This is a genomic window from Pseudomonas sp. NPDC087690, from assembly GCF_044743175.1.
Lineage (GTDB): Bacteria > Pseudomonadota > Gammaproteobacteria > Pseudomonadales > Pseudomonadaceae > Aquipseudomonas.
This window is the reverse complement of the sequence record NZ_JBIUVX010000005.1, coordinates 15,585-32,638: the sequence shown is the minus strand read 5'-3', so window position 1 is coordinate 32,638 and position 17,054 is coordinate 15,585. Positions and strand designations below refer to the sequence as shown.

Here is a 17,054-nt window from a genome sequence, read left to right as displayed (position 1 = left end):
GTCATTCAACTAACATGTTGAATGCTGAAACGCATCGCGAGCAGGCTCACTCCTACAGGGTGCAGCGGTGATTCAGAGGTCGCCGAGGCCGTCGATCAGCGCCTGATTCTGCTCCGGCGTGCCAATCGAAATCCGCAAAAACTGCGCAATCCGCTCCTGCTTGAAGTGCCGCACGATCACGCCCTGCTCACGCAGCTTGGCCGCCAGCCCCGCCGCATCATGGCGTGGATGCCGGGCGAAAATGAAGTTCGCCGCCGACGGCAACACGTCAAACCCCTTGGCCTGCAACTGCGCGATCACCCACTCACGGCTCTCGATCACCAGTCGGCACGTATTGGCGAAATACTCGCGATCCTCGAAGGCGGCTGCCGCACCAACAATCGCCAGACGATCCAGCGGATACGAGTTGAAGCTGTTCTTGATCCGCTCCAGCGCCTCGATCAGATCCGGATGCCCGACCGCCAGACCAACGCGCAAGCCCGCCAGCGAGCGCGATTTGGAAAGGGTCTGCGTTACCAGCAGGTTCGGATAACGGTCCACCAGACTGATTGCCGTCTCGCCGCCGAAGTCGATGTAAGCCTCATCCACCACAACCACCGAATCCGCGCTGGCCTTGAGGATTTGCTCGACCGCTTCCAGCGCCAGCAGGCAACCGGTCGGTGCGTTCGGGTTGGGAAAAATGATCCCGCCGTTCGGCTTGGCGTAGTCGGCCGGGTCAATCTGGAACTGCGCGTCCAGCGGCACCGCGTCGAACTCGATGCCGTACAGACCGCAGTAAACCGGATAGAAGCTGTAGCTGATGTCCGGGAACAACAGCGGCTGATCGTGTTGCAGCAAACCGTGGAAAATGTGCGCGAGCACTTCGTCCGAACCGTTGCCGAGGAACACTTGATTGCTCTGCACGCCGTAGTAGTTGGCGACCGCAGTTTTCAGCAGATCGCTGTTCGGGTCCGGGTACAGGCGCAGGTTGTCGTTGAGTTCGACCTGCATCGCCGCCAAGGCTTTTGGCGATGGGCCGTACGGGTTTTCGTTGGTATTGAGCTTGACCAGTTTGGTCAGCTTCGGCTGTTCGCCCGGCACGTACGGCACCAGATCTTTAACGAACGGGCTCCAGAATTTGCTCATCGCTCAGTTCCCCTGCCCTTTTAGAAAGTCTGCGTCTTTGATGCGGTACTCGGCGCTGCGCGCGTGGGCGCTCAGCGATTCGCCACGGGCCAGTACCGATGCCGTTTTACCCAGCTCGGAAGCACCGGCCTCGGAGCAAAAGATGATCGATGAACGCTTCTGGAAGTCATACACACCCAGCGGCGACGAAAACCGCGCAGTGCCGGAAGTCGGCAATACGTGGTTCGGGCCTGCGCAGTAATCGCCCAGCGCTTCCGATGTGTGACGGCCCATGAAGATCGCGCCGGCGTGGCGGATCTGCGGCAGCCAGGCCTGTGGGTCGGCAACCGACAACTCCAAGTGCTCCGGAGCGATGCGGTTGGCGACTTCGATGGCCTGCGCCATGTCCTTCACGTGAATCAGCGCACCACGGCCATTGATCGACGTTTCGATGATGGTCGCGCGATCCATGGTCGGCAGCAGTTTGTCGATGCTGGCGGCAACCTTGTCGAGGAACTCGGCGTCCGGACTGACCAGAATCGCCTGCGCATCTTCGTCGTGCTCGGCTTGCGAGAACAGGTCCATGGCGATCCAGTCTGGATCGGTCTGGCCGTCGCACACCACGAGGATTTCCGAAGGGCCGGCGATCATGTCGATGCCGACCTGACCGAACACGTGGCGCTTGGCGGTGGCGACATAGATGTTGCCCGGGCCAACGACCTTGTCGACTTTCGGCACGCTTTCGGTGCCGTAGGCCAACGCAGCGACGGCTTGCGCACCGCCGATGGTGAAGACGCGGTCAACGCCAGCGATGCAAGCGGCCGCCAGCACCAGTTCGTTGATTTCACCGCGCGGGGTCGGCACGACCATGACCACTTCGGTCACACCGGCGACCTTGGCCGGAATCGCGTTCATCAACACCGACGACGGGTACGACGCCTTGCCACCCGGCACGTACAGACCGGCGCGATCCAGTGGCGTGACCTTCTGGCCGAGCACGGTGCCGTCTGCCTCGGTGTAGCTCCACGAATCCTGCTTCTGTTTTTCGTGGTAGCTGCGCACGCGGGCGGCGGCTTTTTCCAGTGCTTCGCGCTGTGGCACAGTGATGCGCGTCAGGGCCAGCTCGAGACGTTCACGCGGCAGGATCAGGTCAGCCATCGAGGCCACTTCGAGGCCGTCGAATTTCTGGGTGAACTCGACCAGCGCCGCGTCACCACGCTCGCGCACAGCTTTGATGATGTCCAGCACCCGCTGATTGACCGAATCGTCAGACACACTTTCCCAGCTCAGCAGATGATCCAGATGATGCGCGAAATCCGGGTCAGCAGCGTTGAGTCGGCGAATTGCAGTCGTTGCGGTCATAGCGAGAGCCTCATAGGAATGGCAAAAAACTCAGGCGCCCGAAACTATCATTCGATCCGCTTAGGCACCTGAGAATTCTGGCTATGAGGCGGATAGACGGCGCGACCTGGGGTCGCGCAGGTAAATCAGCCGCGGTGTCGCGATTCCACTGCGTTGCGCAGGGTATCGATCAACGCCTGGATTCGGGCATGTTGCATTTTCATCGAAGCCTTGTTGACCACCAGGCGCGAGCTGATCGTGGCGATCAGTTCCTGAGGTTCCAGGCCGTTGGCGCGCAAGGTGTTGCCGGTGTCGACCACGTCGATGATCTTGTCAGCCAGACCGATCAGTGGCGCCAGCTCCATCGAGCCGTACAGCTTGATGATGTCGACCTGACGGCCCTGCTCGGCGTAGTAACGCTTGGCAACGTTGACGAACTTGGTCGCTACGCGCAGACGGCCCTTGGGCTCCGGCGCGCCGATCTTGCCGGCGGTCATCAGTTTGCACTGGGCAATCTGCAGATCCAGTGGTTCGTAAAGACCCTGGCCGGTGTATTCCATCAGCACGTCTTTACCGGCAACGCCCAAATCGGCCGCGCCATGCTCGACATAAGTCGGCACATCGGTAGCGCGCACGATCAGCAGACGAACGTCGTCCTGGGTCGTGGGGATGATCAGCTTGCGGCTCTTGTCCGGATTCTCGGTCGGCACGATGCCCGCTTCGGCGAGAAGCGGCAGGGTGTCGTCAAGGATGCGGCCCTTGGACAGTGCGATGGTCAACATGGGAAACGTCAGTCCTTATCAAGGTACTCATGTCCGGTCGCAATCGGCGCCGGACACACATCGAGCCGGAAACCGGCTCGACTCTTAAACTCAGTGGACACGTCCCTGTGTCCCAATCCAGCAATCAGCCCGGAACGCGACGGATCTTGGCGCCCAGCATCTGCAGTTTTTCTTCGATGCACTCGTAACCACGGTCGATGTGGTAGATGCGGTCGATCAGCGTGTCGCCTTCAGCAACCAGTGCCGAGATCACCAGGCTGGCCGAAGCACGCAGGTCGGTGGCCATCACTGGCGCGCCCTTGAGGACTTCAGTACCGGTGACGATGGCCGTGTTGCCTTCGACCTGGATCTTGGCGCCCATGCGGTGCAGTTCGTACACGTGCATGAAACGGTTTTCGAAGATCGTCTCGATCACCGCACCAGTGCCTTCGGCAATGGCGTTGAGCGAAATGAACTGCGCTTGCATGTCAGTCGGGAATGCAGGGTACGGCGCAGTGCGCACGTTGACTGCTTTCGGACGCTTGCCGTGCATGTTCAGCTCGATCCAGTCTTCACCGCAGGTGATTTCTGCGCCGGCTTCACGGAGTTTTTCCAGAACGGCTTCGAGGATGGTCGGATCGGTGTCCTTGACCTTGACGCGACCACCGGTCACGGCAGCAGCCACCAGGTAGGTGCCGGTTTCGATACGGTCAGGCATGACCTTGTAGAAAGCCGAACCCAGACGCTCGACGCCATCGATGGTGATGGTGTCGGTGCCAGCGCCGGAAACCTTGGCGCCCATGGCGTTGAGGAAGTTCGCCAGGTCAACCACTTCAGGCTCGCGGGCGGCGTTCTGCAGCACGCTGCGGCCCTTGGCCAGAGCCGCGGCCATCATGATGTTCTCGGTACCGGTCACACTGACGGTATCGAAGAAGAAGTGTGCACCGCGCAAGCCGCCTTCAGGCGCCTTGGCCTTGATGTAGCCGCCTTCGACGTCGATGACCGCGCCCATGGCTTCAAGACCACGGATGTGCAGGTCGACCGGGCGCGAACCGATGGCGCAACCGCCAGGCAGTGCCACTTCGGCTTCACCGAAACGGGCAACCATCGGGCCCAGTACCAGGATCGACGCACGCATGGTTTTCACCAGTTCGTACGGGGCGATCAGGGTCTTGATGGTGCGCGGGTCGATTTCGACGCTGAGTTTCTCGTCGATCACCGGCTCAATGCCCATACGACCGAACAGCTCGATCATGGTGGTGATGTCGTGCAGGTGCGGCAAGTTGCCAACGGTCACCGGGCCATCGCACAGCAGGGTGGCGGCCAGGATCGGCAGGGCGGAGTTTTTTGCGCCGGAAATGCGGATTTCGCCATCAAGACGAGCGCCACCGGTAATAATCAATTTATCCATAAGAATCTCGACGCCCTTAGGCTCAGGTGCGCTCGGCCCAGGCCGCGCTGCTGAAAAATTTCATAGTGACCGCGTGGATGCTGCCATCGGTGATCCACGGGTTCAAATGGGCATAGACCTGCTGCTGACGCTTCACCGGGCTCAACGCCGCCAGTTCATCGCTAATCACGTTCAGCTGGAAATTGCAGCCTTCGCCCTCAACTTCTACCAACGTTCCGGGCAGCTTTCCTTCAAGGAAGCTCTTCACTTCTACGGCCTGCATGCTCAACCTCAATCGGCGCCCTGTGCGCACGGGTCGGACATCATACAAAAAAGCCCCGCGCCTGCGAACCCCGCATGGCAGGACTCTGACGGGGGGCTTCTTTATAGATGCGGGTTCAGGGGTGCGCCAACAGCTCGGTCAGTTCACTGACCTGGGCGATTTCGCGCATGTCTTCGGGCATCGCGCGGATGCTCACGGCCTTGCCAGCTGCCTGGGCATCACGCATGAAGCACAGCAGCAACGACAAGCCGACGCTGCTGGATTTCTTCACCGCCGAGCAATCGATGACCAGCGATGAGGCCTTGCTGGACTTGATCAGCGCCTGGCCTTCCTTGCGCAAGTCAGGGCCGGTGCGGTAATCCAGCACTCCACTGAGCAGAAGCTCATCGACATCACTCATACGAACGGCGGCCTCACTCATTGTGCTGGGTTCTTTTCGGTAGATTCCTTGGCCTTCGCCACTTCACCGGCCCAACCATTGATGGTCTTGTCCAGATCGTTGCCATTGCGCTGCATCGCGTCGGCGAACTGGTCACGGAACAGCTTGCCGATGTTGATGCCGTTGATGATCACGTTGCGCAGCTTCCACTCGCCGTTGATCTTCTCCAGCGTGTACTGCACAGGGTAGATCGCGCCGTTGCTGCCCTTGACGGTCATGTTGACGCTGGTGCGATCGCCCGACTCGTCCTTCGCCGGATCTACGGTGATGCCCTGGTTGTTGTACTCGAGCAAGGCGTTGCCGTAGAACTGGAACAGTCCTTTCTTGAAGTTTTCCTGGAAGGTCTGCATCTGCGCAGGGGTGGCCTTGCGCGAGTATTTGACCGTCATGATGCTTTTGGAAATGCCTTCGGCGTCCACCACCGGCCCGACGATGCTGTTGAGCGCGGCGTAGAAATCAGTCGGATCCTGCTTGTATTTCTCTTTGTTGGCAGCCAGGTCGGTCAGCAACCGGTTGGTTGTGTCCTGCACCAGATCGTGTGCCGAAGTCGCAGCCGCCACGGCGTTACCCATCAACGGCAAGGCTGCCAACAGCACCAACAGACTGCGTCGCAAGATAGAGATCATTCAAAAGCTCCTCATTTGGCGTCTTTGCTAACGGTATTGAGCAGGAATTTACCGATCAGGTCTTCCAGTACCAGAGACGACTGCGTGTCGTGGATGGTTCCGCCATCCGTCAGCGGTTTGTCTTCACCGCCAACGCTGATACCGATGTACTTCTCGCCCAGCAGACCCGCGGTCAGGATAGACGCTGTGGAATCGGTCGGCAGGTTGTCGACCTTTTTATCCACTTGCAGGGTGACCCGACCGGTGAAGCTGTCGCGATCCAGATCGATCGCTGTGACCTTGCCAATGGTCACACCGGCCATGGTCACTTTGGCTCTGACCGTCAAACCGGCGATATTGTCGAAGTAGGCATACAATTTATAGGTGTCGGTGGTCGACGTCGGAGACAGGCCACTGACCCGCAACGCAAGCAGCAACAAAGCCAGGATCCCTGCCAGCAGGAACAGGCCGACACCGATTTCCAGGGTGCGGTTTTGCATCAGAAATCTCCAAACATCAAAGCGGTCAGAATAAAGTCCAGGCCGAGTACTGCCAGCGAGGCGAACACCACGGTCTTGGTAGTGGCACGACTGATCCCCTCGGAAGTGGGCTCACAGTCATAGCCTTGAAATACGGCGATCCAGGTCACGACAAAGGCGAAAACGATACTTTTGATGACACCGTTGAGCACATCACTGGTGAAGTTCACGCTGTTCTGCATGTTCGCCCAGTAGGAACCTTCATACACGCCCAGCCAGTCGACAGCCACCCACGAACCGCCCCAGATGCCCACCACGCTGAAAATCATCGCCAGCACCGGCAGGGAAATGAAGCCCGCCCAAAGCCGCGGCGCAATGATGTACTTGAGCGGGTCGACACCGATCATTTCCAGGCTGGAAAGCTGCTCGGTGGATTTCATGTTGCCGATTTCTGCGGTCAATGCCGAGCCGGCACGTCCGGCAAACAACAGCGCGGTCACCACCGGGCCGAGCTCACGCAGCAGGGTCAAGGCAACCATCTGCCCCACCGCCTGCTCCGAACCGTAGCTGGAGAGAATGCTGAACCCCTGCAGCGCCAGGACCATGCCGATGAAAATGCCGGAAACGACGATGATCACCAGCGACATGACGCCGACCGAATGCAACTGTTTGACCAGCAGACCGAAGCCGCCGCTGATCCCGCCACGACCGAGCAGTGCGTGGAACAGGAACAGCGTCGCGCGACCGAACACCGCGACGGCGTCGATCGCCGACTCGCCGAACCGGCGTACGCGTTCTATCAATGAAATTCTGCGCATCAGCGCTTCCCCAGAAGATCTGCGCGGTAATCCGTCGCTGGAAAATGGTACGGCACCGGGCCATCGGGATCGCCACTCATGAACTGACGGATACGCGGCTCGTCCGAGTTCATCAATTCATCCGGCGTGCCCTGCCCCAGTACCTGACCATCACCCACTACATAGATGTAGTCGGCAATGCTCGCGGTTTCGGCCAGATCGTGGGAAACCACGATACTGGTGATCCCCAGCGCATCATTGAGCAGACGGATCAGGCGCACCAGCACGCCCATGGCGATCGGATCCTGGCCGACGAACGGTTCGTCGTACATGAGAATCTGCGGGTCGAGCGCAATCGCCCGGGCCAGCGCGACGCGACGCTTCATGCCGCCGGACAGCTCGTCGGGCATCAGCTCGATAGCGCCACGCAGACCGACCGCCTGCAATTTGAGCAGGACGATGTCGCGGATCATTTCTTCCGGCAATTCGGTATGAACGCGCAGGGGAAAAGCGACGTTCTCGAAAACATCGAGGTCGGTGAACAGCGCGCCGCTCTGGAACAGCACACCCATATGCTTGCGCGCATCGAACAGATCACTGCGCGACAGCTTCGGCAGGTTCTGGCCGTTGACCCAGACTTCGCCGCTGGTTGGGCGCAACTGTGCGCCCATCAACCGCAGCAGCGTGGTCTTGCCACACCCGGAAGGTCCCATGATGCCGGTGACCTTGCCGCGCGGGATGCGAATATCGACGTTATTGAAAATGCTGCGCGCACCGCGCTTGAAGGAGACTCCCTTCAGCTCGACCGCGTAGGCGTTATCGGCACTCATCTAAACTCCTTGCGATGCAGCCTCTCACTCGGACGCCTGGCTTTCCTGAGAAAGCACATACCCTCCGGGCAGGCCGAACTGGCGGCGAACTATATCACTGCAAAGGCCAAGCGCCCAAGGTCTGTGCCGGCCTGTGTTCGGCGATCTGACAGGGTTGGAGCGGCTTTTTCAGGGTTTTGGTAACGAGGAATGACAAAGCACGACGAACTTGCGTGAGGCTTTGCAACATAACCGCTATAATCGCCGCCTTTTCATCGGGCTATACGATTTCTGACATGAGCCAATCCAGCGACCTGATTCAATCGGCACAACGCACCATTCGCCTCGAAGTGGAAGCCGTACAAGGCTTGTTGCCCCATATCGACGCCGATTTCGTACGCGCTTGCGAGATGATTCTGGCCAGCAAGGGCCGTGTGGTCGTAGTCGGCATGGGTAAATCCGGGCATGTCGGCAACAAGATTGCCGCGACGCTTGCCAGCACTGGCACTCCGGCTTTTTTCGTACATCCAGCCGAAGCCAGTCACGGCGACATGGGCATGATTACCCGCGACGACGTGATTCTGGCCCTGTCGAACTCAGGCTCGACCAACGAAATCGTCACCCTGCTGCCGCTGATCAAACGACTGGGCATCCAGCTGATCAGCGTCACCGGCAACCCGCAATCGCCGCTGGCCAAGGCTGCCGAAGTCAACCTCAACGTTCACGTCGAGCATGAAGCCTGCCCACTGAACCTGGCACCGACCTCATCGACGACAGCGGCACTGGTGATGGGTGATGCGCTCGCCGTAGCGTTGCTCGAAGCGCGCGGTTTCACTGCCGAAGATTTCGCCTTTTCTCATCCGGGTGGCGCGCTGGGCCGTCGCCTGCTGCTGAAAGTGGAGAACGTCATGCACGCCGGCCAGGAGCTGCCGCAAGTACAACGCGGTACGCTGCTCAAGGACGCACTGATGGAAATGACCCGTAAAGGTCTGGGCATGACCGCCATTCTCGAAGCCGATGGCAAGCTCGCCGGGATCTTCACCGACGGCGATTTGCGCCGCACGCTGGATCGCAGCATCGACATCCGCAGCGCCACCATCGACCAGGTGATGACCGCGCACGGCAAGACCGCCCGGCCCGAGATGCTCGCCGCCGAGGCCCTGAAAATCATGGAAGACCATCGAATCAACGCATTGGTAGTCGTCGACGAAGAAGATCGCCCGATTGGCGCCTTCAACCTCTCCGATCTGCTGCGCGCAGGAGTCATGTAAATGAGCACCGATCTGCTGCAACGCGGCAAAGCGATCAAACTGGCGGTTTTCGACGTTGACGGCGTCCTCACCGACGGGCGCCTGTACTTCCTTGAAGACGGCAGCGAATTCAAAACCTTCAACACCCTCGACGGCCAAGGCATCAAAATGTTGATGAACGCCGGCGTGCAGACCGCCATCATCAGCGGTCGCAAGACTCCGGTGGTCGAACGGCGCGCAAAAAATCTCGGCATCCCGCACCTGTTTCAGGGGCGTGAAGACAAATTGGTGGTTCTCGACGGTCTTCTCGAGCAACTGGGCCTAAGCTATGAACAGGTCGCCTACCTCGGTGACGACCTGCCCGACCTGCCGGTGATCCGCCGCGTAGGCCTGGGCATGGCTGTCGCCAACGCTGCCGATTTCGTCCGCGAACACGCCCACGGCGTTACTTGCGCCCGTGGTGGCGAAGGTGCTGCACGCGAATTCTGCGAATTGATCCTGCGCGCCCAGGGCCGCCTCGATGCGGCCAACGCCGCGTACCTGTGAGCCAAACCATGTTTAGCAAAAAATTTCGCAACTTCCTGCTGTTCGGCTGCATTGCTGCGTTGTTCGCAGCGGTAGGCTACTGGAACATCAGCCCGGAGCGCTTCCTCGACAAGCCTCCGGTCTCGTCCGTGGACACCCCGATCGACTGGTACGCGACCAACACGCATACCCTGCAATACCTGCCGGACGGTAAAGTGCAATACGAAATGACCTCCGACAAGGCCGAGCACGTCAAGGCGACCGACATCACCCTGGTCACCAAACCCGACCTGAACATGTACCGCGGCACCGATTTTCCGTGGCACGTGACCAGTGAGCGTGGCGAAGTGAACTCGGGCGGCACCGAAGTCGAATTGATCGACTCCGTACGCGTCAAACGCACCGATGAAAAGAAGCGCGACACGCTGATCACTTCCACCCGCATGACAGTGTTCCCGCAGCAGCAATATGCGCAGACCGAGCAACCCGTTAGAATCGACGGCGCTGGCGGTGTATCAACTGGCGTTGGAATGAAAGCGTACCTGAAGGAAAGCAGGATACACCTGCTATCGAACGTAAGAGGACAGTATGAGGCTCGTTAAAACCCTCCCTATTTTGCTCAGTCTGGGCGCAGCACTGGGAAGCGTGAGCGCCTGGGCTCTGCCGAACGATCAAGAGCAGCCAATCCGCATTCAGGCCGACGATGCCCAACTGGACGACAAGAATGGCGTTGCCACCTATAAAGGTGACGTGATCATCACCCAGGGCTCGATGAAGGTTACCGGCAATACCGTGACCATCACGCGCACCCCGACCGGTGATATCGACGTGGTGACTTCGGTCGGCAACCTCGCCTACTTCGAACAACTGCAGACCGCTGGCGATACCAAGCCTGTTCAAGGCTGGGGCGTGACGATCCAGTATCACGCCGCGCAAAACCGCGTCGTGCTGATCGACAAGGCCAAGGTTGTCGACAAGGACAACAACACGACTCAGGGCGAGAAAATCGTCTACGACACCGTGAAGAAACTGGCCAGCGCCGGTCGCGCTACCGGTAGCAAGGTCACCGAAGCGCGTCCGCGTATCGACATGGTGATCCAGCCGAAGAAGAAAACCGACGAGAAAACCCAGTAATGGCAACTCTGAAAGCTCAGCACCTGGCCAAGGCCTACAAAAGCCGCCAGGTCGTGCGTGACGTCAGCCTGTCGATCGACAGCGGCCAGATCGTCGGCCTGCTTGGCCCCAACGGCGCCGGCAAGACCACGTGCTTCTACATGATCGTCGGCCTGGTGCAGGCAGATCAGGGCCGCGTGCTGATCGATGACCTGGACGTCAGCCACCAGCCAATGCACGGTCGTGCCAAGGCCGGTATCGGCTATCTGCCGCAAGAAGCGTCGATCTTCCGCAAACTGTCGGTGGCCGACAACATCATGGCCATCCTCGAGACCCGTCAGGAACTCGACAAGGCCGGTCGTCGCAAGGAGCTGGAAAGCCTGCTGCAGGAATTCCACATCAGCCACATCCGCGACAACCTCGGCATGAGCCTGTCCGGTGGTGAGCGCCGCCGGGTGGAAATCGCCCGTGCACTGGCGACTGCACCGAAATTCATCCTGCTCGACGAACCGTTCGCCGGTGTCGACCCGATTTCGGTCGGCGACATCAAGCAGATCATCCACCATCTCAAGGCCAAGGGTATCGGTGTGTTGATCACCGACCACAACGTGCGTGAGACGCTGGATATCTGCGAAACCGCTTACATCGTCAACGACGGTCAGCTGATCGCCGAAGGTGACGCAGAAACCATCCTGGCCAACGATCTGGTCAAGGAAGTCTACCTGGGTCACGAGTTCCGTCTGTAAGCATGCTGGTGCCCCCGGTGAGCTGCGAGGGCGCTGTATCGATGAAGCAGCCTTTTTATACGCTTTGATTGTTACAGCGCTCCAGGCAAGCACCTCGCCTCTAAGGTCTTCAGCGCTCGCTTGAGTGATGCGTCAATAAAGTTTTCTATCTTTTTATTGTTACAGCGCTCTAGGCAAACACTTCAGTTTCAGGCATATAATTTGCTTAAGTTTGGCGCTCCGGCGCCCTGTAGTGGATGGCGCATAGCGCCGGCGAATAAGGTGTTAAGCCCCTGCCATGAAACCATCGCTAGTCTTGAGAATGGGCCAGCAGCTGACGATGACACCGCAGCTGCAACAGGCCATCCGTCTGCTCCAATTGTCGACCCTGGATCTGCAACAGGAAATCCAGGAGGCTCTGGAATCCAATCCGATGCTCGAACGCCAGGAAGAAGGCGACGACTTCGACAATTCCGATCCGATGGCCGACAACGTCGAGCAGAAGCCCAACACCGAAATCCAGGAACCCTCCTATCAGGAAACGGCCCCGACGGTAGATAACCTCGAGGACGGCGAATGGAACGAACGCATTCCCAATGAGCTTCCGGTCGACACGGCCTGGGAAGACGTCTACCAGACCAGCGCCAGCAGCCTGCCCAGCAGCGATGACGACGAATGGGACTTCACCACCCGCACCTCCGCCGGCGAAAGCCTGCAAAGCCATCTGCTGTGGCAATTGAACCTGGCCCCCATGTCCGACACCGATCGACTGATCGCTGTGACCCTGATCGATTGCATCAATAATCAGGGCTACCTGGACGAAACCCTCGAAGAAATTCTCGAAGCTTTCGACCCGGAACTGGACATTGAACTGGACGAGATCGAAGCCGTCCTGCACCGCATCCAGCAGTTTGAACCGGCCGGTATCGGTGCACGCAACCTCGGCGAATGCCTGCTGCTGCAATTGCGCCAGTTGTCTGCCAAGACCCCGTGGCTGGCAGAAGCCAAACGCCTGGTCAGCGACTACATCGACCTGCTCGGCAGCCGCGACTACAGCCAGCTGATGCGCCGCATGAAGCTCAAGGAAGATGAACTGCGTCAGGTCATCGAACTGGTCCAGAGCCTCAATCCACGCCCTGGCTCGCAGATCGAGTCCAGCGAAGCCGAATACGTCGTCCCCGACGTCATCGTGCGCAAGGACAACGAACGCTGGCTGGTCGAGTTGAATCAGGAGTCGGTGCCGCGCCTGCGGGTCAACGCGCAGTACGCCGGTTTCGTGCGCCGCGCCGACACCAGTGCCGACAACACTTTCATGCGCAATCAGTTGCAGGAAGCCCGCTGGTTCATCAAGAGCCTGCAGAGCCGCAACGAAACCCTGATGAAAGTTGCCACCCAGATCGTCGAGCATCAGCGCGGTTTTCTCGAGTACGGCGACGAAGCCATGAAACCGCTGGTCCTGCATGACATCGCCGAAGCGGTCGGCATGCACGAGTCGACGATTTCCCGGGTGACCACACAGAAATTCATGCATACCCCGCGCGGTATTTATGAACTGAAATACTTTTTCTCCAGCCACGTCAGCACCTCCGAGGGCGGCGAATGCTCGTCCACGGCGATCCGCGCGATCATCAAAAAACTGGTTGCAGCGGAAAATCAGAAAAAGCCGTTGAGTGACAGCAAGATCGCTGGTTTACTGGAGGCACAAGGCATTCAGGTGGCTCGCCGCACCGTCGCCAAGTACCGCGAATCTCTCGGGATCGCGCCGTCGAGCGAACGCAAGCGGTTGATGTAAGCCACGTTACAGCGTTCCAGTGGCAGGCTATCCCGCCTGCCGCTTTATGCACTGGCAACGAAGGAGAAGCTGTATGCAAGTCAACATCAGTGGACACCAACTGGAAGTGACCCAACCTCTGCGTTCCTACATCGAGGAAAAACTCCAACGACTGGAGCGCCATTTCGACAAGATCACCAACGTGCAAGTCACGATGTGCGTCGAAAAGCTGAAGCAGAAAATCGAAGCCACCTTGCATATACCCGGCAGCGAAGTGGTCGCCAACGCAGAAGATACCGACATGTATGCTGCGATCGACTCACTGACCGACAAGCTGGATCGCCAACTCAAAAAGCATAAGGAAAAGACCCAGAGCCTCCTTCAGGGCGCGACCGGTCGTTAACATCCCTAACCCATGATCCGACTTGAAACCATCCTGACCCCCGGCCGTTCCCAAGTGAACGCGCCGGGCGGCAGCAAGAAAAAAGCCCTCGAACAGATTGCCAACCTGATCCATCGCGAAGTGCCGGATCTGGCGATGCAAGATGTCTTCGAGGCGTTGATTGCCCGTGAAAAACTCGGTTCTACCGGTTTTGGCAACGGCATCGCCATTCCACACTGTCGCCTCAAGGGCTGTGAAGCGCCGGTCAGTGCGCTGATGCACCTTGAAGCCCCTATCGATTTCGACGCCATCGATGGCGCTCCGGTTGACCTGCTGTTCGTATTGCTGGTGCCCGAAGCTGCGACCGATGCGCACCTGGAGTTGCTCCGTCAGATCGCCAGCATGCTGGATCGCAAGGAAGTGCGCGACAGACTGCGCAGCGCCCAGACAAACGAAGCCTTGTATCAGGTTGTCCTGGACGAGCAAAGCGGGCAGTAATCATGCGTTTGATCATCGTCAGTGGCCGTTCCGGCTCGGGTAAAAGCACCGCACTGGATGTTCTCGAGGACAACGGTTACTACTGCATCGACAACCTGCCGGCGGGATTGCTGCCAGAATTGGCAGAGCGCGCCCTGATCCACACCGAACTGGCGCAACCGCTGGTGGCGGTGTCGATCGATGCGCGTAACCTGCCTAGTCATCTGTCGCGTTTTCCCGAACTGCTTGAAGATGCCCGAAGCAAGCATATTCAGTGCGATGTCCTGTATCTGGATGCCGACGAGGAAACCCTGCTCAAGCGTTTTTCCGAGACTCGCCGCCGCCACCCCTTGAGCAATGCCAATCGCTCACTGGCCGAAGCGATCCACGACGAAACCGCTCTGCTCGGCCCGATTGCCGATCTCGCCGACCTGAAAATCAATACCACCAATCTGAACCTTTATCAGTTGCGCGACACCCTCAAGCTGCGCTTGCTGAATCAACCGGAGCCGGGCACCGCCTTTCTGGTCGAATCATTCGGTTTCAAGCGCGGCATGCCGGTCGATGCCGACCTGGTGTTTGACGTGCGCTGCCTGCCTAACCCGTACTGGAAGCCGGAACTGCGCGAGCAATCCGGTCTTGATGCACCAGTGGCCGAGTATCTGGCGGCGCAGCCGGAGGTCGAAGAAATGTTCCAGGACATCTTTACCTACCTGCACAAGTGGCTACCGCGCTTTGCCGCGAGCAACCGTGCCTACGTCACCATTGCCATTGGCTGCACCGGCGGGCATCACCGCTCCGTCTACCTGACCGAACGTCTGGGTCAGGCCCTGCAGAAAACCCTGAAGAACGTCCAGGTTCGCCACCGCGACCTCACTTAAAGGATTCACACCGCGATGCCTGCTCTGGAAATCGAAATCATCAACAAACTGGGCCTGCATGCCCGCGCGTCGGCCAAGTTCGTTGGCGTGGCGGGTCAGTATCCGGATTGCACGATCAGAGTAGGCCGCACGCCGGAGACGACGGTCGACGGCAAAAGCATCATGGCGATGATGATGCTGGCGGCTGGCAAGGGCACCAAAATTTATTTGAGCACTGAAGGGCATCAGGAACAGGAAGCGCTCGATGCGCTGGTGGCGTTGATCAACAACTACTTCGATGAAGGTGGCTGACCGCCAGAAAAAAGAGTTCGCAGCCTGCGGTAGCTCCTACGCAGGAATGCATTCCCTGTAGGAGCTGCCGCAGACTGCGATCTTTTGATCGACTTCAACCCAACGCGGTATCCATCACCATCATCAGACAGAACCCGATCAACAAGCCAAGACTCGCCAGTTTGTCATGACCATTGCGTCGCGACTCGGGAATCACTTCATGGGTCACCACCAGCAACATTGCCCCCGCCGCCAATGCCAGCCCTAATGGCAACAACACCTGCGCCAGGCTGACCAGCCACGCACACAACAGTGCAAACACTGGCTCGACCAGACCTGACGCCGCGCCGATCAGGAACGCCTTGACCCGCGACATCCCGGCCCCGGCCAATACCAGCGCAATCACCAGACCTTCCGGCACATCCTGCAAAGCGATGCCCATGGCCAGGCTGTCGGCGTCCGGCATGCCGCCGCCAGCAGAAACGCCGACGGCCATGCCTTCAGGGATGTTATGAGCAATGATGGCGAACACGAACAACCAGATGCGCGGTGGAATCACCGGGTGCTCGACGGTGCCGACGAGCATTTCCGCAGACGCGCCAGACACCTTGCGATCGACCAGATACAGGCCGAAGGCTCCAAGCATGATGCCGAAGCAGATCAGACCACTAGCGCTCCAGGGTGTCAGACCAAGGCTTTCGGCGGCGGCGATGCCCGGCACGATCAGCGAAAATGCAGTCGCCGCCAGCATCACTCCCGCGCCAAAGCCCAGCAACGTATCGCTGAGTGCCTGAGGCATGCGCCGAATCACCAACACCGGGACAGCGCCCAGCGCCGTGCCAAGGGCACAGATCGCACCACCCTGCAACGCCCGTGACAGCCTCGGTTCGAGATTCAGCCATTGCAGCCCGTGGGCGACCAGCAAGGTCATACCCGCCAACAGCAATAGCGATCCCACTGCGTAACGAAACATACGCCCACTTCCGATCGCCAGTGTTTCAGTGCCCATAGTCAGCCTTGGATTGTTTTTATAGAAGACTTAAACCAGTGCGGCCTGATAGCGCGCAGCCACTTCAGGCCAATTGATCACGTTGTAGAACGCGTTGATGTATTCCGGGCGACGGTTCTGATAACGCAGGTAATAGGCGTGCTCCCAGACGTCGAGACCGAGAATCGGCGTGTTGCCGTTCATCAACGGGCTGTCCTGGTTACCGCTGCTTTCCACGATCAACGCCTTCTCGGGGGTCACGCTGAGCCAGGCCCAGCCGCTGCCGAATCGGGTCAGTGCGGCTTTGGTGAAGGCTTCCTTGAAGCTGTCGAGGCCACCCAGATGCTCATCGATGGCCTTGGCCAGTGCGCCATCCGGTTTGCCGCCACCGTTGGGCACCATCACTTCCCAGAACAACGAGTGGTTGGCGTGTCCACCGCCCTGGTTGATTACCGCTGCGCGGAGTTTTTCCGGCAATTGCTGAACGCTGGCGACCAGTTTCTCCACCGGCCACTCGGCGTATTCGGTGCCTTCAACCGCCGCGTTGAGGTTGTTGATGTAGGTCTGGTGATGCTTGGTGTAGTGAATCTCCATGGTCTGCGCATCAATGTGCGGTTCCAGTGCGTCGTAGGCGTAAGGCAAGGCAGGCAGGGTAAAAGCCATT

Annotated in this window: 22 protein-coding genes; 10 read left to right on the top strand and 12 right to left on the bottom strand. The window is 59.1% G+C overall.

Translation table 11 applies throughout. The features are described 5' to 3' along the window. Nucleotides 1-72: 72 nt before the first annotated feature. The 10 genes from hisC to ACIPIZ_RS09430 all read right to left on the bottom strand — a co-directional run bounded on the left by hisC (nucleotide 73) and on the right by ACIPIZ_RS09430 (nucleotide 8,029). The gene (gene hisC / locus ACIPIZ_RS09475) at nucleotides 73-1,125 is read right to left on the bottom strand and encodes a histidinol-phosphate transaminase (protein ID WP_401165073.1); all 1,053 of its coding nucleotides are present in this window, start codon (nucleotides 1,123-1,125) and stop codon (nucleotides 73-75) included. Between the two features lie 3 nt (nucleotides 1,126-1,128). Continuing rightward, nucleotides 1,129-2,466: a histidinol dehydrogenase gene (hisD, locus tag ACIPIZ_RS09470; RefSeq protein ID WP_064387998.1), complete on the bottom strand. Its 1,338-nt coding sequence runs from the start codon at nucleotides 2,464-2,466 to the stop codon at nucleotides 1,129-1,131. Between the two features lie 125 nt (nucleotides 2,467-2,591). Continuing rightward, on the bottom strand, nucleotides 2,592-3,227 hold the full coding sequence (hisG, locus tag ACIPIZ_RS09465; protein ID WP_007912384.1) for an ATP phosphoribosyltransferase: 636 nt from the start codon (nucleotides 3,225-3,227) through the stop codon (nucleotides 2,592-2,594). A gap of 124 nt (nucleotides 3,228-3,351) precedes the next feature. After that, the gene (murA, locus tag ACIPIZ_RS09460) at nucleotides 3,352-4,617 is read right to left on the bottom strand and encodes a UDP-N-acetylglucosamine 1-carboxyvinyltransferase (protein ID WP_007912385.1); all 1,266 of its coding nucleotides are present in this window, start codon (nucleotides 4,615-4,617) and stop codon (nucleotides 3,352-3,354) included. A gap of 22 nt (nucleotides 4,618-4,639) precedes the next feature. Further along, complete coding sequence (locus ACIPIZ_RS09455; protein ID WP_008085051.1) at nucleotides 4,640-4,879, bottom strand: BolA family protein; 240 nt, start codon at nucleotides 4,877-4,879, stop codon at nucleotides 4,640-4,642. A 115-nt stretch (nucleotides 4,880-4,994) separates the two neighbouring features. Then, nucleotides 4,995-5,300 carry a lipid asymmetry maintenance protein MlaB gene (locus ACIPIZ_RS09450; RefSeq protein ID WP_064387999.1) on the bottom strand — a complete coding sequence of 102 codons (306 nt, stop codon included), beginning with the start codon at nucleotides 5,298-5,300 and terminating at the stop codon, nucleotides 4,995-4,997. Further along, the gene (locus ACIPIZ_RS09445) at nucleotides 5,297-5,944 is read right to left on the bottom strand and encodes a phospholipid-binding protein MlaC (protein WP_064388000.1); all 648 of its coding nucleotides are present in this window, start codon (nucleotides 5,942-5,944) and stop codon (nucleotides 5,297-5,299) included. Before ACIPIZ_RS09445 ends, ACIPIZ_RS09450 begins: the two co-directional genes overlap by 4 nt. A gap of 11 nt (nucleotides 5,945-5,955) precedes the next feature. Further along, nucleotides 5,956-6,423: an outer membrane lipid asymmetry maintenance protein MlaD gene (gene mlaD, locus ACIPIZ_RS09440; RefSeq protein ID WP_053117111.1), complete on the bottom strand. Its 468-nt coding sequence runs from the start codon at nucleotides 6,421-6,423 to the stop codon at nucleotides 5,956-5,958. After that, entirely contained in the window at nucleotides 6,423-7,220 is a 798-nt protein-coding gene (gene mlaE / locus ACIPIZ_RS09435; protein WP_064119368.1) for a lipid asymmetry maintenance ABC transporter permease subunit MlaE, read from the bottom strand. The genes mlaD and mlaE overlap by 1 nt, the downstream gene beginning before the upstream one ends. Continuing rightward, a complete protein-coding gene (locus ACIPIZ_RS09430) occupies nucleotides 7,220-8,029 on the bottom strand; it encodes an ATP-binding cassette domain-containing protein (RefSeq protein WP_064388001.1) in 810 nt (269 codons plus the stop codon). Before ACIPIZ_RS09430 ends, mlaE begins: the two co-directional genes overlap by 1 nt. Nucleotides 8,030-8,304: 275 nt before the next feature. On the opposite strand from ACIPIZ_RS09430, the gene ACIPIZ_RS09425 reads away from it, so the two are divergent. The 10 genes from ACIPIZ_RS09425 (at nucleotide 8,305) to ACIPIZ_RS09380 (ending at nucleotide 15,423) form a co-directional block, all read left to right on the top strand. After that, entirely contained in the window at nucleotides 8,305-9,279 is a 975-nt protein-coding gene (locus ACIPIZ_RS09425) for a KpsF/GutQ family sugar-phosphate isomerase (RefSeq protein ID WP_064388002.1), read from the top strand. Beyond that, a complete protein-coding gene (locus ACIPIZ_RS09420) occupies nucleotides 9,280-9,804 on the top strand; it encodes an HAD family hydrolase (protein ID WP_150646887.1) in 525 nt (174 codons plus the stop codon). It abuts the gene before it with no gap. A gap of 8 nt (nucleotides 9,805-9,812) precedes the next feature. Next, a complete protein-coding gene (gene lptC / locus ACIPIZ_RS09415) occupies nucleotides 9,813-10,385 on the top strand; it encodes an LPS export ABC transporter periplasmic protein LptC (protein ID WP_105705486.1) in 573 nt (190 codons plus the stop codon). Beyond that, nucleotides 10,372-10,917 carry a lipopolysaccharide transport periplasmic protein LptA gene (gene lptA / locus ACIPIZ_RS09410; RefSeq protein ID WP_064388005.1) on the top strand — a complete coding sequence of 182 codons (546 nt, stop codon included), beginning with the start codon at nucleotides 10,372-10,374 and terminating at the stop codon, nucleotides 10,915-10,917. Before lptC ends, lptA begins: the two co-directional genes overlap by 14 nt. Continuing rightward, complete coding sequence (gene lptB / locus ACIPIZ_RS09405; protein ID WP_008085069.1) at nucleotides 10,917-11,642, top strand: LPS export ABC transporter ATP-binding protein; 726 nt, start codon at nucleotides 10,917-10,919, stop codon at nucleotides 11,640-11,642. The genes lptA and lptB overlap by 1 nt, the downstream gene beginning before the upstream one ends. A 277-nt stretch (nucleotides 11,643-11,919) precedes the next feature. Then, nucleotides 11,920-13,413, top strand: coding sequence for an RNA polymerase factor sigma-54 (locus tag ACIPIZ_RS09400; RefSeq protein ID WP_064388006.1), 1,494 nt, complete (start codon nucleotides 11,920-11,922; stop codon nucleotides 13,411-13,413). 73 nt (nucleotides 13,414-13,486) lie between these two features. Continuing rightward, the gene (gene hpf / locus ACIPIZ_RS09395) at nucleotides 13,487-13,795 is read left to right on the top strand and encodes a ribosome hibernation-promoting factor, HPF/YfiA family (protein WP_007912419.1); all 309 of its coding nucleotides are present in this window, start codon (nucleotides 13,487-13,489) and stop codon (nucleotides 13,793-13,795) included. Nucleotides 13,796-13,807: 12 nt separating this feature from the next. After that, complete coding sequence (gene ptsN / locus ACIPIZ_RS09390) at nucleotides 13,808-14,272, top strand: PTS IIA-like nitrogen regulatory protein PtsN (protein WP_064388007.1); 465 nt, start codon at nucleotides 13,808-13,810, stop codon at nucleotides 14,270-14,272. A gap of 2 nt (nucleotides 14,273-14,274) precedes the next feature. Next, nucleotides 14,275-15,132, top strand: a complete 858-nt coding sequence (gene rapZ / locus ACIPIZ_RS09385) for an RNase adapter RapZ (protein WP_122853495.1) — start codon at nucleotides 14,275-14,277, stop codon at nucleotides 15,130-15,132. Nucleotides 15,133-15,147: 15 nt separating this feature from the next. Then, entirely contained in the window at nucleotides 15,148-15,423 is a 276-nt protein-coding gene (locus ACIPIZ_RS09380) for an HPr family phosphocarrier protein (RefSeq protein ID WP_008085079.1), read from the top strand. A gap of 94 nt (nucleotides 15,424-15,517) precedes the next feature. Here ACIPIZ_RS09380 and ACIPIZ_RS09375 read toward each other — a convergent pair whose 3' ends face one another. Both ACIPIZ_RS09375 and ACIPIZ_RS09370 read right to left on the bottom strand, forming a co-directional pair. Next, complete coding sequence (locus ACIPIZ_RS09375; RefSeq protein ID WP_064388009.1) at nucleotides 15,518-16,411, bottom strand: ZIP family metal transporter; 894 nt, start codon at nucleotides 16,409-16,411, stop codon at nucleotides 15,518-15,520. 30 nt (nucleotides 16,412-16,441) lie between these two features. Beyond that, complete coding sequence (locus ACIPIZ_RS09370; protein WP_064388010.1) at nucleotides 16,442-17,053, bottom strand: superoxide dismutase; 612 nt, start codon at nucleotides 17,051-17,053, stop codon at nucleotides 16,442-16,444. Between the last annotated feature and the right edge of the window lies 1 nt (nucleotide 17,054).

Coding starts and splice junctions, on each gene's coding strand:
- hisC (WP_401165073.1), bottom strand. CDS start 1,125: ATGAGCAAATTCTGGAGCCCGTTCGTTAAAGATCTGGTGCCGTACGTG.
- hisD (WP_064387998.1), bottom strand. CDS start 2,466: ATGACCGCAACGACTGCAATTCGCCGACTCAACGCTGCTGACCCGGAT.
- hisG (WP_007912384.1), bottom strand. CDS start 3,227: ATGTTGACCATCGCACTGTCCAAGGGCCGCATCCTTGACGACACCCTG.
- murA (WP_007912385.1), bottom strand. CDS start 4,617: ATGGATAAATTGATTATTACCGGTGGCGCTCGTCTTGATGGCGAAATC.
- ACIPIZ_RS09455 (WP_008085051.1), bottom strand. CDS start 4,879: ATGCAGGCCGTAGAAGTGAAGAGCTTCCTTGAAGGAAAGCTGCCCGGA.
- ACIPIZ_RS09450 (WP_064387999.1), bottom strand. CDS start 5,300: ATGAGTGAGGCCGCCGTTCGTATGAGTGATGTCGATGAGCTTCTGCTC.
- ACIPIZ_RS09445 (WP_064388000.1), bottom strand. CDS start 5,944: ATGATCTCTATCTTGCGACGCAGTCTGTTGGTGCTGTTGGCAGCCTTG.
- mlaD (WP_053117111.1), bottom strand. CDS start 6,423: ATGCAAAACCGCACCCTGGAAATCGGTGTCGGCCTGTTCCTGCTGGCA.
- mlaE (WP_064119368.1), bottom strand. CDS start 7,220: ATGCGCAGAATTTCATTGATAGAACGCGTACGCCGGTTCGGCGAGTCG.
- ACIPIZ_RS09430 (WP_064388001.1), bottom strand. CDS start 8,029: ATGAGTGCCGATAACGCCTACGCGGTCGAGCTGAAGGGAGTCTCCTTC.
- ACIPIZ_RS09425 (WP_064388002.1), top strand. CDS start 8,305: ATGAGCCAATCCAGCGACCTGATTCAATCGGCACAACGCACCATTCGC.
- ACIPIZ_RS09420 (WP_150646887.1), top strand. CDS start 9,280: ATGAGCACCGATCTGCTGCAACGCGGCAAAGCGATCAAACTGGCGGTT.
- lptC (WP_105705486.1), top strand. CDS start 9,813: ATGTTTAGCAAAAAATTTCGCAACTTCCTGCTGTTCGGCTGCATTGCT.
- lptA (WP_064388005.1), top strand. CDS start 10,372: ATGAGGCTCGTTAAAACCCTCCCTATTTTGCTCAGTCTGGGCGCAGCA.
- lptB (WP_008085069.1), top strand. CDS start 10,917: ATGGCAACTCTGAAAGCTCAGCACCTGGCCAAGGCCTACAAAAGCCGC.
- ACIPIZ_RS09400 (WP_064388006.1), top strand. CDS start 11,920: ATGAAACCATCGCTAGTCTTGAGAATGGGCCAGCAGCTGACGATGACA.
- hpf (WP_007912419.1), top strand. CDS start 13,487: ATGCAAGTCAACATCAGTGGACACCAACTGGAAGTGACCCAACCTCTG.
- ptsN (WP_064388007.1), top strand. CDS start 13,808: ATGATCCGACTTGAAACCATCCTGACCCCCGGCCGTTCCCAAGTGAAC.
- rapZ (WP_122853495.1), top strand. CDS start 14,275: ATGCGTTTGATCATCGTCAGTGGCCGTTCCGGCTCGGGTAAAAGCACC.
- ACIPIZ_RS09380 (WP_008085079.1), top strand. CDS start 15,148: ATGCCTGCTCTGGAAATCGAAATCATCAACAAACTGGGCCTGCATGCC.
- ACIPIZ_RS09375 (WP_064388009.1), bottom strand. CDS start 16,411: ATGGGCACTGAAACACTGGCGATCGGAAGTGGGCGTATGTTTCGTTAC.
- ACIPIZ_RS09370 (WP_064388010.1), bottom strand. CDS start 17,053: ATGGCTTTTACCCTGCCTGCCTTGCCTTACGCCTACGACGCACTGGAA.